Annotated in this window: 10 protein-coding genes; 3 read left to right on the forward strand and 7 right to left on the reverse strand. The window is 69.5% G+C overall.

From position 1 onward, the window contains the following. Positions 1-6: 6 nt before the first annotated feature. From ACTT8P_RS24410 to ACTT8P_RS24440, 7 genes are all read right to left on the reverse strand, one after another. On the reverse strand, positions 7-1767 hold the full coding sequence (locus ACTT8P_RS24410) for a DUF5605 domain-containing protein (protein WP_442833864.1): 1761 nt from the start codon (positions 1765-1767) through the stop codon (positions 7-9). A gap of 110 nt (positions 1768-1877) precedes the next feature. Next, a complete protein-coding gene (locus tag ACTT8P_RS24415; RefSeq protein WP_442833865.1) occupies positions 1878-3989 on the reverse strand; it encodes a PKD domain-containing protein in 2112 nt (703 codons plus the stop codon). A gap of 43 nt (positions 3990-4032) precedes the next feature. Further along, positions 4033-4887 (reverse strand): ATP-binding cassette domain-containing protein, encoded by an 855-nt coding sequence (locus ACTT8P_RS24420; protein ID WP_442833866.1) that lies wholly within the window; start codon positions 4885-4887, stop codon positions 4033-4035. Between the two features lie 3 nt (positions 4888-4890). Next, the gene (locus tag ACTT8P_RS24425; RefSeq protein ID WP_442833867.1) at positions 4891-6666 is read right to left on the reverse strand and encodes a dipeptide/oligopeptide/nickel ABC transporter permease/ATP-binding protein; all 1776 of its coding nucleotides are present in this window, start codon (positions 6664-6666) and stop codon (positions 4891-4893) included. Continuing rightward, positions 6663-7604, reverse strand: coding sequence for an ABC transporter permease (locus ACTT8P_RS24430; RefSeq protein ID WP_442833868.1), 942 nt, complete (start codon positions 7602-7604; stop codon positions 6663-6665). Before ACTT8P_RS24430 ends, ACTT8P_RS24425 begins: the two co-directional genes overlap by 4 nt. 28 nt (positions 7605-7632) lie before the next feature. After that, the gene (locus ACTT8P_RS24435) at positions 7633-9162 is read right to left on the reverse strand and encodes an ABC transporter substrate-binding protein (protein WP_442833869.1); all 1530 of its coding nucleotides are present in this window, start codon (positions 9160-9162) and stop codon (positions 7633-7635) included. Positions 9163-9525: 363 nt separating this feature from the next. Continuing rightward, a complete protein-coding gene (locus ACTT8P_RS24440) occupies positions 9526-10674 on the reverse strand; it encodes a LacI family DNA-binding transcriptional regulator (RefSeq protein WP_442833870.1) in 1149 nt (382 codons plus the stop codon). A 228-nt stretch (positions 10675-10902) separates the two neighbouring features. Here ACTT8P_RS24440 and ACTT8P_RS24445 point away from each other — a divergent pair, with 228 nt between their 5' ends. From ACTT8P_RS24445 to ACTT8P_RS24455, 3 genes are all read left to right on the forward strand, one after another. Next, positions 10903-13716 (forward strand): family 78 glycoside hydrolase catalytic domain, encoded by a 2814-nt coding sequence (locus ACTT8P_RS24445; protein ID WP_442833871.1) that lies wholly within the window; start codon positions 10903-10905, stop codon positions 13714-13716. A 62-nt stretch (positions 13717-13778) separates the two neighbouring features. Continuing rightward, the gene (locus tag ACTT8P_RS24450; RefSeq protein ID WP_442833872.1) at positions 13779-16187 is read left to right on the forward strand and encodes a glycoside hydrolase family 3 N-terminal domain-containing protein; all 2409 of its coding nucleotides are present in this window, start codon (positions 13779-13781) and stop codon (positions 16185-16187) included. A 108-nt stretch (positions 16188-16295) separates the two neighbouring features. Continuing rightward, positions 16296-17465 (forward strand): MFS transporter, encoded by a 1170-nt coding sequence (locus tag ACTT8P_RS24455; protein WP_442833885.1) that lies wholly within the window; start codon positions 16296-16298, stop codon positions 17463-17465. Positions 17466-17487 lie beyond the last annotated feature (22 nt).

Consider the following 17487-nt stretch of genomic DNA (forward strand, 5'->3'; position numbering starts at 1 on the left):
GCTTCGTCACTGGCCGCCGTCCGCGACGGTTCGCAGGCGAACAGCTATGTAGGGTAGCGCCGGCAGGGAGAGGGTGAAAGACCCTTCGTAGACGTCGGGAAGCTCGGTGATCGTCATGTTCCATGTGTCGATGATCTCGGCCCGGCAGCGGATCCCTTCGTCGAGGAGGAAGGAGCGACGGCGGGGTTGGCTCACGCCGAAGTACGTGAGGTAGTAGCGCTGGTCCACGCCACCGGTCGGGAAGTCGAAGTCCGAGGCAAGCGGGTCGATACCGGGGGCGTCGGCCGGGGTCTGCTCCAGTACGGATCGCAGGAATCTCAAGCGGGCGGTGCTCTCGCCCTTCAGCGTGCCACCCTTCGACCACCACAGCGCGTCCTCCTCGTCGAGATAGCACTCGCCGTGGGTGACGTATCCGCCGCGTACCACCCCCTCCCAGCAGCGGCGGATCAGTTCCTGAGGTGTCAGGTTGCCCCAGCCCCAGTCGATGTCTCCCTCGTATCCCAGCTCGTCGATCGTGACCGGCTTGCCCCAGCGCTCCCGCCATGCGCTGGTGCCCTCAGGGGTCCGTTGGATGCTGGAATGGGTGACCCAGTCCGCGCTGTTGTCGTAGAGATCGACCCAGTTGTGCACACTCATCAGGTGCCCGTGCGGATCGCTCTCCCCGATCACGGCCGCAGCCCGGTGCCAGTGCGCGGCATCTTTCGCCCACATGAGGTCGTACTCGTTGGCCAACGACCACCAGACGTTGGCATGGGAGGAGAGCCGCGCGACCACGTACCGCAGATAGCGGGCGTCGGCGTCCGCGCCCATGTCCGAGAAGCCCCAGCGGTCGTACGGGTGGAACAGGATGAGGTCGGCCTCGACACCGAGGTCGCGCAGCTGCTCTATGCGTCCTTCGAGGTGACGGAAGAAGGCGGGATTCGGGCGCCGGAAGTCCCAGCCGGTGGCCGGCGAGCCCTCGAACGGGTAGCGCTCGGGCTCCTCGGTGTTGTGGTCGTAGGACTTGGGGAAGACGCCCATCCTGATCTTGTTGAACGGTGCTTCCGCCAGGGACTGGAGTGTCGACCTTTCCACCTTCTCGTCCTGGTGGGTCCAGGCGTACGCGGTCGTGCCCACGGGCAGATACCGTGTGCCGTCGGCATAACGGAAGTGGAAGCGGCCGTGAACGCGGACCGGACCGTGCTCCCCGGACACCGCCGCACCGCAGTCGAAGGTGCCGCTGATCGTGTCGAGAGACCGGGCGTTGCTGCTGGTGCGGTAGGACCAGTCGCCCTCCTCGTCCGGCATCAGCCGAATCCGGTAGACCCCGTCGCCGTCGTAGAAGCCGGTTGCGGTCAGGGTGCGGTCACCGCGGCGGAACTCCGCGCTCAGCTCCACGTCGGTGAAGGGGTTCCCATGTGCGGGCCCGTGCAGCACCAGCTCGAAGACGCGCCATCGTGGGACTGTCGTCGGCTGTTCGGCATGGGCGCTCCCGAGTGGAATGTCCGCCGCCTCGTAGTCGTCGGAGACGACAATCGGCGGCTCTTCGACGTACTCGCCGGTGACGGGCGTCTCGGGGACGGAGGCCAGCGCCGCGTACAGCCTTTCCACGGCGGCGGGGTTGGCGCGCGTGGCCGACGCCACGCCCGTCACCTGCCGCAGTGTTCCGTGCCGGAACTGGACGTGGGTCCAGTCGTCCTCGATGCCGGGCAGGTGTTCGCGTATCACGGTTGCTGCCCGCTCGTTGCGCAGCACGTCGCGGAGAATGGAAGCGGGACCGTAGGGCATCTGTTACTTCCTGCTGAATCGCGGTGGGGGTGAGGACGGGCGAGAGGGGGCCCGCGCATGAGAGCGCCACGCTCGCGGAGCATGGCGTCCTCGTGCGCGCGGCTGTCGCGTCAGGTCACCACGACCCGCACTCGGCCGAGGTTCTGCACCCTGGCGAACGGTGAGTCCTCACGGCCTTCGCGCTGGGTGGTGGCGCGCAGGGCCGGGAAGTAGGTACCGGGCTCGGTGTAGGTGAAGGTGGCACGCACCTCCACACTGCGTCCCCCGGGGCCGAAGGGCCGTTCCGCGAACGTTCCCTGCCCGGCGAAGTCCCACTCGGTGGACACGATGCGGCCGGCTCCCGGGGGAAGCTGGATCGTGCCCCGCAACGTCACCGGCCGGCCCGCGGTGACGCGGACGTGGTCGGTACCGTCGGCCGTCAGTCGCACGACGGGCTGGATCCCGAGACGCGTCCTGGCAGTCGACGGCACCTTGATCTGGTTGTCGGCGGAGACGGTGTAGGCCGTGGAGTGAGCGGGCGATACGCCCTTCTCGACCCAGTCGCTCAGCTCGCGCAGGGCGTGCTGGAGCATGCCGTTGAACTCGACAAGGCGAGCGGCGCGGGTACCGGTGACGGCGCCCTCCTGGTGGTCGGCGCAGTCGTTGTAGTAGAGCCGGAACATCTCGTCGAGGCGTCGCTCACCGAGAGCTTCCCGCACTCGGGACCGGTACCAGTCGCCGGGCCAGGGGCAGGCGTCGGAGTCGAGCAGGTTGGCGACCACGATGACCTTGCCGCCGATCTTGCCGGTGTGCGTGCCGCCGTCGCTGACACCGGTGGAGATGAGGGGCCCCACTTGCACGTCACGCTGCGGGTACAGCGGTTGCCCGTCACGGCCGAGGTATTGGTCATAGGTGTAGAAGCCAGGGCGCTCCGGGACCTGGTACCGGTGGTAGGCGCGGAACGCGAGCGTCCAGCGGTTGTCGGTACGAAGCCCGCGCCCGGTGCCGATCGCGTCGAGTACCTCGGCCGACGTGCCGCCATCGAGGGTCAGGGTGCGGGTCGCCCGGTCCAGGACACCGGACACCGTCCCGGCCGCGGTCGTCCCGGCGGCGTCGTAGACGGTGTGCGTGAGTCCCTCCGAGCTGTCGTTGGCAGGCACGCTGTCGAGGACCAGGCCGGTCGGCACGTTCCGCGCGTCCCTGTGGACCTTCACGATCGTGGCGGTGTGATCGATCCGCGCGGCCCGGAAGATGTCGCCGAGCGCCGACTGCTCGGTGCCGAGGTAGCCCGGCTCGCCCCAGAAATCGTCCGCGTAGGTCGGGTCCATCGAACGCAGCGCTTCGGTGAAGCCGAGGAGCCCGTCCGCCGCCGACATGCCGAGCACGTACTCGTGGTCCTCCCAGGCTCGCAGGGGGACACCCATCCGCGTGATCTCCAGCAGCATGTCCCGCTCCACCTCGTCGAGGCCGGCGTAGGGATCGCTGTCGCTGCCGGGCGTGACCGCCGCGGCGATCTGCGGACCCTTCTCCGCCAGGACCAGGCGGGCCATGGCGCGCACGGTGAAGGAGTTCGGGATGGACGCCGGTGTGCCGGGGATGAAGGGCACGGCGCCGTCCCACACACCTCGGGTGTTCTCCATGGCGCCGATGGTCTGGTAGGAGCCTCCACTGCCGCCGTAGAGGTAGCCGTGGATGCGCCGGCTCGACCCGTAGTACTCGGCCGCGACCGTTCTGGAGAACTTGGCCGCCGCCGCGTCGACCCGGTAGCCCCCGCCCCCGTTGGTCTGCACGGTGTAGGCACCGCTGTCCGCGCCGAAGGCGATGTCGGTCGCGGACGGGTTCTCGTCGTACTCCGGGTACACCTTCTGGAAGAACCGGCCCTGCCACTGCTTCTTGGGCGGCAGGCAGAAGGTGAACTTCTTGTCCGTGCCGTCGAAGTGGCCGGACACCTTGTGGTGCGGTACCGGTTCGGTCACATCCTGTTCACTGTCGATCACAGGCTTGCCGTACAAGGGATCCGCACAGTCGGCGGTGATCTGGAGCGGCCCGCCGGTCTCCCGTGCCGTGCACTGCGATGCCGCGGTGTCGGCGGCCCGGGCGGTCGTCATCGACGAGCTGCCCAGCACGACCACGACACCTGCCGTCGTGCCCTGCACGAAGCGTCGCCTGGACCAGGCAGCGGACCGCGGACCGGGTACGGCGCTGTCGGTCGACGTGCCGCGGTCCTTGCCTTCTTCCTTCATGGGTTTCTCCTCGTGCGGACGGACACTCGAGCCGGCAAGACCGTCAGCGGGCGTCGGACTTCTCCGGGACGGCGGAGCGCCGTTCCTGGGCGGCGAGTTCGAGCCGCTTGGCGCGCCGGGCGCGTTGCTTCTTGGGATCCGCGACCGGGGCCGCCATCTGCAGCTTGCGGGTGTACGGGTGGTCCGGAGCCGTCGAGACCTGCCGCGCCGCGCCGATCTCGACGATGCGGCCCTGGTTGAGGACGGCGATCCGGTCGCTGACCTGGTTGACCACACCCAGGTCGTGGCTGATGAACAGATACGCCACACCGGTCTCCCGCTGGATGTCCTGGAAGAGGGCGAGCACCCGGGCCTGCGTGGTCACGTCCAGGGCGCTGGTCGGCTCGTCACAGATGATGACCGCGGGGTCGAGGGCGAGCGCCCTGGCGATGGCGATGCGCTGCCGCTGTCCACCGGAGAACTCCCGTGGATACCTGCCCCCCGAATCACCGGGGAGACCGACGGCGTCGAGCAGGTCCCGTACCCGCTGCCGGCCGCCCGTCGTGCCGGCGGCGAGGAGGGGTTCGACCAGGATGTCCTCGACGGTCATCGATGGGTTGAGCGACGAGTAGGGGTCCTGGAACACCACCTGGATGCCGGCGGCGACCTTGCGCCGACGGGCCCTTGGAATGTTGCTGATCGTCTCGCCGCGGTAGCGGACGCGGCCCTCGGTGACCGGCGCGAGACCGAGGACGGCACGACCGATCGTCGTCTTTCCCGATCCTGATTCGCCCACCAGGCTCAGCGTCTCACCGGCCTTCAGGTCGAAGGACACGCCGTCGATCACCGTGGTGCGGACACCACGCCGGACACCGTACCGGACGACAAGGTTCTCGACTTCCAGAACCGTCTCCGACATCCGTCACACCTCCACGATCTCGACGCGGCGAGCCGACGCCAGCAGGTCCTGCGTGTAAGCCTGGTCGGGCGCCTCGAAGAGCGTGTCGACGTCGGTCTGTTCCACTATCCGGCCGTCCTTCATCACGCTGACCGTGTCGCAGAGATCCGCCACGACACCGAGATTGTGGGTCACGAGGATCATCGCGAGGCCGCGTTCGTCGCGCAGTTCCCGCAGCAGTTCCAGTACCTCGGCCTGCACGGTCACATCGAGTGCGGTCGTCGGCTCGTCGGCGACGATCAGATCCGGGCCGGAGGCGATCGCACCGCAGATCAGCACCCGCTGCGCCATCCCGCCGGAGATTTCGTGCGGGTACTGCCGGAAGACCCGTTCGGGGTCCTTGATGCCGACCCGCGCCAGCAGGGCGAGCAACTCCCGCTCCGCCTCACGCTTCGGTATCTGCTTCACCGCGAGCAGGCCGTGGACCAGCTGCGTACCGATGGTGAAGCACGCGTCGAGGTTCGACATCGGCTCCTGCGGTACGTACGCGATGCGCCGGCCGCGGGCCGCGCGCATGCGGTCCGTGCTCGCCAGCAGGTCTTCGCCGTCCAGGATGATGCTCCCGCCGAGAACGACGGCCTCCCGGGGCAGGATGCCCAACGTCGAGAAGGCGATCTGTGACTTGCCGGAGCCGGACTCGCCCACCAGACCGTGTATCTCTCCGCGCCGTACGTCCAGGTCCACGCCGTGGACGACCTCCCGCACGCCGCCTTCGCCGTCCGGGTACCCGACGCGCAGGCCCCGGATGGACAGGACCGAGTCCGGGGCTGGCGGAGCCGGCTCGGCGGCGTCCGCCGAGACCCGTTCACGGGCCTGGCGCACTGCTTCCCGGAGTCGGCCCGGCGCCCGCGATGTGGTGTGCTGGGACGACTGGAGCACGTCGCGCAGTGAATTGCCGAGCAGGACGAGCGCCAGGACGGTCAGACTGATGAGCAGGGCCGGCCACAGGACTGCGGTCTTGCTGGTGTAGAGGTTGTTGAAGGCGTCCTGGAGGACTCCGCCCCAGGACGCCTTGTCGGCGTCACCGAGTCCCAGGAAGCCGACGCCGGCCTCGAGGCCGATGCCCGCGGCGAGGACGAACGAGCTGTGGATGATCACAGGGGAGCGGACCGCCCAGAGCACGTGCCGTCCGACGATCCGCAGGTCGGACAGGCCGACCACCTTCGCCGCGTCGACGTACAGTTCGCTTCGGACACCCACCACGATGGACCTGACGAGGCGGAAGTACGAGGGTGCGATGAGGAGTCCGAAGACACTCATGGCGGCGACGACATTGGGGCCGGTCCGGGCGTAGAGGGCGATCAGCAGCACGATCGCGGGCATCGTCATGACGACGTCCGACACCCAGCTGAGGACGGCCTCGGTCCGCCCCCGGTAGAAGCCGGCGGCGAGCCCGCTGGTCACCCCCAGCAGCACCGACACGACCAGGACGACCGCACAGGCGAGCAGAGTCTGCCGGGTGCCCCAGATCAGGCGCGACAGGATGTCCCGGCCCGCCGCGTCGCCACCCAGGAAGTGTCCGGGCGTGAACGGTGCCGCGTTGACCGCGCTCAGCTCGGTGACGTTGGGCCCCACCGGCGCCAGCCAGGAACTGGCGAGCCCTGTGACCAGCACCAGGAACAGGAAGACCAGGCAGCAGACCGCCAGGGGGCTGGCCAGGAGCCGGCGCGAGACCGACTGGACCTTCGCGGTGGGCTCCGGCCGTGACCCGATGGCCTCGGCGGGCTCGGATGTGGTCATCGCGTCCTCGCTTTCGGGTTGAGTGCGGCGTTCGCGAGGTCGCCCAGCAGGTTGACCACCAGCACGATGACGATGACCACCAGGACGACCCCCATCACCACGGGCACGTCGCCCTGCTGGGCGGAGGTGTTGCTGAGGTCTCCCAGACCGGGGAGGGCGAAGACCTGCTCGATGAAGATCGCACCGCCGATGAGGGCGATCGTCTGCAGATTCAGGGCGGTGAGGCCGGGGCCGCCCGCGTTGCGCAGCACATGTCGGAAAATGATCCGTGACTCGCTGATTCCGCGGGCCCGCAGCGTGCGGACGAAATCCTGCGAGAGGGTGTCCATGACGGTGCCACGGAACTGGGAGGCCGAGTTGGCGACCGAGCCCACCAGCAGCGCGAGCACCGGAAGGGTGACCGACTTCAGCCAGCCCGTCGGACTCACGTCGGGGGAGACGTACCCCGTCGCGGGGAAGAGGCGGACCGAGACGGCGAAGGCGAGGGCGAGTCCGATCGCCACGATGAACCCGGGAACCGCTGAACCGAGCACGGTGAGGAACTGGACGATCCGGTCGGTCCACCCGCCGCGCACGGCCGCGGTGACGCCGAGCAGGACACTCAGCACCGCGGTCAGGACGAGGGTCAGGACGATCAGCGTGAGCGTCACCGGCACGCGCGTCGTCAGCGTGGACGCCACGGACTGTCCCGTGAAGAACGAGTCCCCGAGGTCGCCCGTGACCACGCCCTTCAGCCAGTCCCCGTACTGCGTCAGCAGCGGCCGGTCGAGACCGAGCTCGATCATCTTCTGATGGACGTCGGCTGCACTGGCCCGGACCCCCAGGACCGAACGCGCGATCCCGGGACCATTGCCGTACATCAGCATGAAGGTGGCGAAGCTGGTCACGAGCAGTACGGCGACGGCTCGGACGATCTTCTTCAGAAATGCACCCAGCACTGGGGCTCCTATCGCCGTACCGGCCGGCCTACTTGAAGTCCCGCAGCAGCGGATGCAGGGCGGCGAAGTCGCTCATCGTGGGCACCTTGATCTTGGAGCTGTAGGCGTAGAAGCCGTCCGCGTACACCATCGGGACGAACCAGGCCTGCTCGGTGATGTAGCGGTTGATCTCCTGCTGCGCGGCGGTCGCTTCCGCACCGCTGCTGGTGACGACCTTCTGGTAGAGCTTGTCCACCGTGGCGTCGGGCTGGTGCATGACGTTCCAGATGCCGTCGGTCAGGACGTAGTCGAAGATGTCCTGGCGGGACTCACCGTAGTTGCCGAGCTGCCACAGAGGCATCGGGTACTTGCCACTGAGCAGTTCGGTGATGGCGGTGGGGCCGGACAGCGTCACCTGCTTGACCTTGATGTTGAGCAGTCCCAGTTGCTGCTTGACGACCGGTATCAGGGTTTCGAGGCCCTGGCCCTGCATGAACGGGATCTGGATGGTGAATCCCTTCGCGTACCCGGCCTGCGCCATCAGCTTCTTGGCCTTCGCGACGTCGTACGGGTAAGGGTCCTTGAGATCCTTGATGTAGGCGTCGCTGCCGGGCCGGAAGATCTGCGTGGCCGGCTGGGCGAGCCCGTTGTAGAGGCTCTTCGCTATCGACTCCTTGTCGAACACCATGTTCATGGCGCGGCGGACCCGCACGTCGCCCAGTGCCGGGACGCTCTTGCCGAGATGGTCCGTGAGCAGCAGCCGAGTGGTCTTGCCGTGCAGTGTCATGACCTTGAGGCCGGACGCCTTGGCCTCGCTGTACGTGGCCTGCGTGATGAGGGTGCCGTCGATCTGCCCGGTCTTCAGGGCGTTGAGCGAGGCCGTCTCACTGGTGATCACCTTCACCCGGAGCTTCTTGTACGGGTAGGCGTCGGCGTTCCAGTACGCGTTGTTCTTGGTGAAGGCGTACACCGAGCCGTTGGTGGTCGCGGACTCGTCCAGGACGTACGGGCCGGAGCCGACCGGAGCCTTGTTCACCTGGCCCGTGGCCAGGAACTTCGCGCTCGCCAGCTTGACCTCGCACAGGCGCAGGGCGAGCAGCGGGTTCGGCTTCGGCGAGGTGATCACGAAGGTCCGGGAGTCGGGAGTGGAGTACTTCAGCCCGGTCAGCCGGCCGGCGCCGCCGTTGTGCTTCGCCCCGTACTCGAAGGAGGCCTTGACGGACTTCGCGTCCACGGGGGTCCCGTCGGAGAACTTGGCACCGGCGCGCAGATGAACGGTGACCCCGGTGTTGTCCTTCTTGAACTCCCAGCTCTGGGCGGCGTCCGGCTGGGGATCGCCGTTCTTGTCGCACTGGACCAGGGTCTGGTACACCGCCTCAGCGGCCCAGCCCTGGTAGCTGGGCTGGTTGGAGGGGTCCCAGCCCTGGATGTCGGCGGTCATGCCCAGGGTGAGTGTGTCCTTCTGCCCGGCTGCGCCCCCGCTGGCCGAGCCCGCGCTGGTACAGCCGCTCAGAGCGCCGACGGCCAGGATCATGGTCGTCGGCAGGGCGAAGAGGGTGAGTCGTGTGGTGCGCCGCATCGTTGGCTCCTTAGGACGCGGATGGGGCGTGGCCTCGGCTTGGCGCTCGCAGGCCGCGCGGGAGCGTCCCGCGCACCCGGATCAAGGGGCGCGTATCGGACGAAACAAAGAGTGAAACGTTCCAGACTGGAGGCTAGGTAGGGGGTCTGACCCCGTCAAGAGACCGCACGGTCATCGCAGGGTAACGTTTCGGCAACGTGGCTGTGATTCAGGTGTATGCCGGGAGCTAAAGCGGAGGTGACCTCGCACTTTCCGTGCGAGGTCACCTGAGCGCGGGGGTGGGGCGGCCTGGGCGCGCGGTGTTACCCGGTCTGCGCTGTCTTGAGCCTCTGTACCGTTTCAGGCCACCATGCTGCGCACGCGTTACGGCTGGCGTACCTTCCGCCGCGCCGTGCGTCGGGTCGGCGCGGTGCTCGTGCCGCGCGTCATGAGGCGGGGGGCGACGACGTAGTGCACCGGCTGGGTGCGGCCGCCGAGCCGCTCCAGCAGCAGTCGTGCGCTCATCTGACCCGTGAGATGGCCGGATTGGTCGATCGTCGTGAGCGAGACGCGGCCGATCGCGGACGCGTAGATGTTGTCGTACCCGGTCAGGCTGAGATCCCGGGGAACCCGCACGCCCCGTTCCTCCATGGCCCGCAGGGCGCCCAGTGCCGCGATGTCCGCGCCGGCGAAGAGGGCCGTCGGTGGTGACGGACGGTCCAGGAGCTCGAGGGCGGCCCGGTAGCCGCCTTCGTCCGAGTAGGTGCTCTCGATGACATCGGGATTGAGTCCGTGCCGCTTCATCGCGGCGATGTAGCCGTCGCAGCGTGCCGTGTGGGAGAGGATGTGCGGCCGCTCCAGGCCGCCGGACGGATGACTGGTGTGCGCGATGCGCTCATGGCCCAGCGAGACGAGGTGATCGACTATCAGGCGGGCGCCGCCATGGTCGTCGTTGACGACCGTGTCGTAGTGGGCGGAGCCGCCGTGGCGCGCGAGCACCACGGTGGGCAGGCTGGCTCCGAGCTGCTCCAGCCAGCTGGTGCTCATGGTCGGCGCGATGACGATGACTCCGTCGACCTGCCGGTCGATGAACGCCTCGACGGCGCGCTGCTGGCGCTGCGCGGAGTTCCCGCCGGTGATCAGGATCTCCTGGTAGGCAGTGGGCAGCAGTTCGTCCGCGATCCCCTCCGCGACCTGCGGCTGGAAGGGTGAGGAGAGCTCCGTGAGCATCACCCCGATCGTGAAGGAGCGGCCACGCATGGCGCGCGCGCCCGCTTGCGGCCGGTACCCGAGCTTGTCGATCGCCGCGGTGACCTTGGCCCGCATCTGGGCACTGACGCCGTCGTCCCGGAGGACGTTGGAGACTGCGGAGACCGAGACCCCCGCGTGCTTCGCAACGTCCTGGATCGTTACACGACGCGGTTTGGTGTGCGATACCCGGCTCGCGGCACCGGACCGCCGTGGAGCCGCATCGTCCTCCACCGGCGTGTCCGCGTTCTCTTGCAGGTCAGGTTTATTACGGCCTCTGTCCACGTGGTTCATGCTACCGGGACGCCCGCGGAGCGCCGTCGGACCGGTCTCCGACCCTCTTGACACCTCTTTGGGGTACACCTAGATTCCGGTTTCTGGAACGTTACAGACGCCGTCGGTCCTCACGCACCCCCCTTTCACCTGGGCGTGCGGGTACGGGTGCTCCCGCGCAGCAGCGCCGGCACCTCGCTCGGACCCGGTTCCTTCGTGGTGAGAAGTCTGGAGACTTGCATGGCTGCCTCTGCCGCCCCCAGTGCGCCTCGATTCGAGCATCACACCGAGTCCACCCCTGTCCTCGGTGTAGGCACCCGTACCCCCCGCCTGTCGTGGACCGTACGGGAGGCGGACGAGGGCTATGAGCAGACCGCGTACGAGGTGGAGGTCGTCCGGGACGGCAGCACGGAGACCTACCGGGTGGACAGCGGTGAGCAGATACTGCGGCCCTGGCCCGCGCCACCGTTGGCGTCCCGGGAGTCCGCCGTGGTCCGCGTCCGCGTCGCGCACAAGGAGGAGTGGAGCAGTTGGAGCGAGGCGGCCGTGATCGAGGCCGGCCTGTTCGACCGCTCCGACTGGAGCGCGGCGTTCGTGAGTCCGGTCGGCCTCGGTGGACTGCACGCGCCGGCGCCCGTCCTCAGCGGCTCGCTGCACGTCCCGGGCGAGGTGGTCAAGGCCCGGCTGTACGCCACCGCCCACGGCCTGTACGAAGCCACGCTCAACGGTCACCGCGTCGGCGACCACGTCCTGTCACCGGGATGGACCTCCTACGAGCACCGTCTGCGCTATCAGAGCCACGATGTCACCGACCTGGTGCGCGAGGGACGCAACGACCTCGACGTGCTGCTGGGCAACGGCTGGTACCGCGGCCGGCTCGGCTTCTACGGGGGGCGGGCTCTTTACGGTGACCGGCTCGCGCTGCTCGCCCAGTTGGAGGTCACCACCGCCGACGGCACGGTGCACGTCCTCGGCACCGACGGCTCGTGGACCTCGCGGGAGAGCGAAGTCCTCGTCGACGACCTGTACGACGGACAGCGCACCGACCTGCGCCGGCGAGGCGGCGACTGGCGCCCGGCCGTGGGCGGGGTCGAGGAGGTCGAAGCGGACTTCGGCCGGCTCGTCGCCCCCGAAGGGCCGCCCGTCCGCGTCACCTCCCTGCTGGCCGCGCAGCGCGTATGGACCTCGCCCTCCGGCCGGGTCCTGGTCGATTTCGGGCAGGTGGCCGTCGGCTGGGTGCGACTGCGGGTGCGGGGTCTGGCGCCGGGGGCCGAGGTCACCGTGCGGCACGCGGAGGTGCTGGAGAACGGGGAGTTGGGCACCCGGCCCCTGCGCGCGGCCCGGGCCACCGACAGCTACCTCGTCACGGGAAGCAATGAGGAGGTCCTCGAGCCGTCCCTGACCTTCCACGGTTTCCGCTATGCCGAGGTCTCGGGTGTGACGGGCTTGCGTGAGGACGACATCGAGGCCGTGGTGATCGGCTCGGACCTGCGGCGCACCGGCTGGTTCAGTTCCTCGCACGAACTCCTCAACAAGTTCCACGAGAACGTGGTCTGGGGCATGCGCGGCAACTTCGTCGACGTGCCCACCGACTGCCCCCAGCGCGACGAACGCCTCGGCTGGACCGGCGACATCCAGGTCTTCGCCCCCACCGCGACCTTCCTGTTCGACACCGCGGGGTTCCTGAACTCGTGGCTGGCCGACCTGGTGGTGGACCAGCAGTCGGATGGATCCGTGCCGTTCGTGGTCCCGGACATCCTGCACGAGGACTCCCCGTCCGCGGCCGCCTGGGGAGACGCCGCGACACTCGTGCCATGGGTGCTGTACCAGCGCTCGGGCGACCGCGAGGTGCTGGAGCGGCAACTGCCCAGCATGCGCGCCTGGGTGGACCGGATGACCGAACTCGCCGGTCCTGACCGGCTGTGGGCGGGCGGTTTCCAGTTCGGCGACTGGCTGGACCCGACCGCGCCGCCGGAGTTCCCCGGCCGTGCCAAGGCCGATCCCGATGTCGTGGCCACCGCGCATCTGGCGCGGTCCGCCGACGTGGTGGCCGAGGCGGCCAAGGTGCTGGGCCGGAATGAGGACGCGGAGCGCTACACGGCCCTGGCGGCCGAGGTCCGCGCGGCTTTCGCCGACGCCTACGTCACCCCGGCCGGACGGGTCCTGTCAGACGCGCAGACCGTGTACGCCCTGGCACTCGAGTGGGCCCTGCTGCCAGGCGAGGCGCAGCGCGAGATGGCGGGCCGCCGCCTCGCGGACCTCGTGCGCGCGGGCGGATTCCGGATCGGCACCGGCTTCGTGGGCACCCCCCTGGTGGCCGACGCGCTGACCTCGACCGGACACGCCGACGTCGCCTACCGGCTGCTGCTCCAGACGGGCTGCCCGTCCTGGTTGTACCCGGTGACCATGGGTGCCACCACGATCTGGGAGCGCTGGGACAGCATGCTGCCCGACGGCAGCATCAACCCCGGTGACATGACGTCGTTCAACCACTACGCGCTGGGCGCGGTCGCGGACTGGCTGCACCGCCGCGTGGCCGGCCTCGCCCCCGCCGCTCCCGGATACCGCGAAATCCGCGTCGCGCCCGTACCCAACGCCGCGCTCACCTCCGCGTCGGCCCGCCATCTGACGCCGTACGGCGAAGCCCGCGTGGCGTGGACGCGCGAGGACGGCCGGTTCCGTCTCGAGGCGCGGGTTCCCGTCGGCGTCACCGCGCAGGTCCTGCTGCCCGGCGCCACGGAAGCGGAGACCGTCGGCCACGGCGAGCACCGGTGGGAGGTGCCCGACCCGTGCCCCGCGCCGGCCGAACGGCACTCCGCGCGGATCGTCCGCGACCTGTTCGACGACCACGAGGCGTGGGCCGCCCTGGTCAAGGCGGCTGTCGACACCGAGGTCGCGCCGGGCGGCGAACCGCAGGTCGCGCAGGGACTGGCCGCCTACCTCGACAAGCCCGTCGGCACCGTCGTCCGGACGCTCGCACCGGAGGAGCACTTCCGTCTGGCGCACGTCTTCCAGGACCACGTGGACCGCATTCTCGGCACCGATGGCGCATGACCGCGCGGCCACCCCGTCCAGCGGCTTCCCCCACTGTCGAACGATGAGGACGAAACGTCGCCATGCCGACGCATCCCGAGACCTACCGCGACGCCCACCTGCCCCCCGGCGCACGCGCCGACCTCCTGCTGCGGGAGATGACTCTTGAGGAGAAGTGCGCCCAGCTGACCGCCGTCTGGCCCTGGAAACTGATCGACGCCGAGGGTGCGGAGGCCGACGGCGCGCAGGAGGTGCTGAAGGACGCGCCGCCCGGACACATCCCCGCTCTCTCCGCCGACGACCCGGCCCGGGTCGCCCGGCTGATCGGGGCCATCCAGCGCCAGTTCATGACGCGGACCCGGCTCGGTGTCCCCGCGCTCGTCCACCAGGAGGCCCTGAACGGTCCGATGGTCGGCGGCCACATGGTGTACCCGACAGCCATTGGACTGGCTGCCACCTTCAGCCCTGAACTCGTACGCGACATGGCCGATCTGACGCGCCGGCAGATGCGACGCCTCGGATACGGACAGGCGCTCTCACCGGTGATGGACGTCGCCCTCGACCCACGCTGGGGCCGCGTGCACGAGACGTACGGGGAAGACCCCTACCTGTGTGCCGCCTTCTCCGTCGCCTACACCCGCGGACTCCAGGGCGAGAGCCTCGCCGACGGTGTCGTCGCCACGGCCAAGCACTTCCTCGGCTACAGCCTCGCCTCCGGCGGCATCAACCTCTCCGCCTACGAGGGCGGAGACCGGCGCACCCGCGACCTGTTCGGCTATCCCTTCGAGGCCGCGATCCACCTCGCCGGGCTCAAGTCCGTCATGAACTCCTACGCCGACGTCGACGGCGTCCCCGTGGGTGTGTCCCGCGAGGTCCTCACCGATCTGCTGCGTGACACCCTCGGCTTCGACGGCTTCGTCGCCTCCGACTACGACACCCTGAAGCAGGTCGTCACCCGGCAGCGGGCCGCGGCCACCCCCGGTGAGACGGCCCGGCTGGCCATCACCGCCGGCCTCGACGTCGAACTGCCCACCCCCTTCGCGTACGGCGAGGCACTCGTCGACGAAGTGCGCTCCGGGCGTCTCGACGAGGCGGCGGTGGACGTCTGCGTTCTGCGGGTACTGCGGGCCAAGTTCGAGCTCGGTCTGTTCGAGAACCCCTATCCGCAGGAGCACATCGACGTCGCCGCGATCGCCGGTGAGGGCCGGGAGCTCTCCGCCGAACTGGCCCGCCGCTCGGTAGTCCTGGTCAAGAACGACGGCATCCTGCCGCTGGCGGCGCAGGGACGGACGGTCGGGGTGATCGGGCCGCACGCGGACGCCGCCTGGCTGCAGTTCTCGACGTACGCCTATCCGTCCTGGCGGGACGCGGTGAAGGCCGTCGACCTCGGCGAGGCGATGACCATGGTCGGCGCCGAGACCCCGCAGACCGCCTGGAACAAGTCCATCTTCACGGACGCCGACTCTCACACCTTCGCCCGCGAGCAGTACGGAGCCCGCCCGCTGCACGAGGCCATCGGCGAATTCGCCGGCACCGTGCTGACCGAGCGCGGCTGCACGCTGACCCGCTCGTGCGGGCAGGACGCGATGGACCGGGCCGTCGACATAGCCCGGCGCTCGGACGTCGTCGTCCTGGCCCTCGGCGGGGCGAGCCTGTGGTTCAACGGCGAACGCACCGAGGGCGAGGGCAGCGACACCGCCGACATCACCCTGCCGCGGGAGCAGACCCGGCTGGTCGAGGCGGTCGCCGCCACCGGCACGCCGTACGTCGTCGTCCTTTTCCAGGGCCGGGCCTACGCCCTGCCGGAAGCGGTGCGCGACGCGGCCGCGATCGTGGTGGCGCCCTACGGGGGCCCGTTCGGGCCCAAGGCCGTCGCCGAGGTGCTGTGCGGCGCGGTCAACCCGAGCGGCAAGCTGCCGTACAGCATTCCGCGGCACAGCGGGCAGATCCCGGTCTACCACCACCAGAAGACCGGCACCGGTTTCCGCAACCCACTGCCGCCCAGCACCACCGAGCTGTACCTGGACATGCCGGCCACACCTCTCTACTCGTTCGGACACGGTCTGAGTTACACGGACTTCACCCTCGACGACCTGTCCTCCACTGCGGAGATCGACACCGAGGGGGTCGCCCGGATCTCCACGACCCTCACCAACACGGGGAGCACCGAGGGCGCCGCCGTCGTCCAGCTCTACCTGCGCGTCAACACCTCCGGGGTCACTCGGCCCGCCCAGCAGCTGGCAGGCTTCAGCCGGGTGCAGCTCACACCGGGGGAGTCGAGCCGGGTGACCTTCGAAGTGGCGGCCGCACAGCTCGGATACACCAACCTGGCCAGGAACTTCGCCGTCGAACCCGCTGGAGTCGACTTCTTCCTCGGCTTCGACTCCGACGACCGGCGGGTCGAGGGTTCGTTCGAGGTCACCGGCAAGGCCCGGGTACTGGCGAGCGCGGAGCGTTCCTTCCTCTCCAAGGCCCTGGTCGAACGTGTGTGACCGGTCCGCCACGCCGCCCCCGACCGCCTCGGCTCCGGCCCGGGGCGGTCACCGGCGGGGGAGAGAGCGTGCCCGGGCGGTCCCCGAGCGCATCGTGGGTAAGTGATCATGCCGACGAACTCCTACCGGGAGCTGGTGCGTACTCCGTCGGTCGGCCGGCTCATGAGCACCTCGATCCTGGCCCGCCTGAACCAGGGCATGAGCGGGCTTGCCCTGATGATGATCACGACCGAGCGGTCGACCTACGCGGTCTACAGCCTGGTGTCGGCCGCCTCCGTGATCGGCCTGCTGGTCTCCGGGCCGCTGGCCAGCAGACTGGCCGACACCCACGGCCGGCGCCGGGTCCTCACCGTCACCGCCGTACTGCACACCCTCGCCATGGGCGGCATGACGGTCTGTCCGCCTCGCCCGGCACTGCTCGTCGTCCTCTCCCTGCTGACCGGACTCTGCACGCCGCCCATGACGGCAGCGGTCAGGGCGGCACTTCCCGAACTCGTCCGTCCGCACCAGCGACGCACCTTCTTCGCACTCGAGGCGACCGCACAGGAGGTGATCCTCGTCGTCGGACCGGTGATCACGTCGACCCTCGCGGTGCTCGGCGGACCCCGTCTCGCGCTGGGCGGGTGCGCCGGGCTGGTACTCGTCGGAACGCTCGCTTACGTGGGCGACCGCAACGTGGAGGCGGGCCGCGCGCCGGCCGGGACCGGCAGCCGGGCCGGGGCATGGCGCACCCCCGGCCTGCCCCGGCTGTGCGCGGTCGGGTTCCTGCTGACCGGCGCGCTGGCCGCACAGGTGATGGGGATCGTGGCCCTGGTCAGCGGCCGGCACGTGACCTCCGGAGCGGGGCTGATCCTCGCCTGCGGGAGCTTCGGCTCCCTGGTGGGCGGGTTGATCCACGGTGCGCGAAAGCACCACCATGCGCGCCTTCGGCCCCTGATGCTGGTGCTGGCGGCGGGGCTGCTCGTCCTGCCGTTGACACCCGGGACCGGCGTGCTGACCGTCGCCTTCTTCCTGCTGGGCATGACCGTCGCCCCGCTGATGTCGGCGCTCTTCGAGCGGCTGTCGTGGCAGGTACCGGCCGGAATGGTGGCCGAGGCGTTCGGCTGGATGGGCAGCGCGTTCGCCGTCGGCAACGTATCGGGCTCCGCGCTGGGCGGCGTCCTGATCACCGCGTACGGCGCGGCCGCGCCCTTCGGGGCGGCGTGCGCTCTCGCGCTCGTCGCCGCCCTCATCTGCGAGCCGTGGTCGGGCGGCGTGCGCGACGCCGCCACCGAATGACCCGACCCGAACCCCACCCACG

Origin of the sequence: Streptomyces sp. JW3, assembly GCF_052216785.1 — a bacterium.
Classification (GTDB): Bacteria; Actinomycetota; Actinomycetes; order Streptomycetales; family Streptomycetaceae; genus Streptomyces.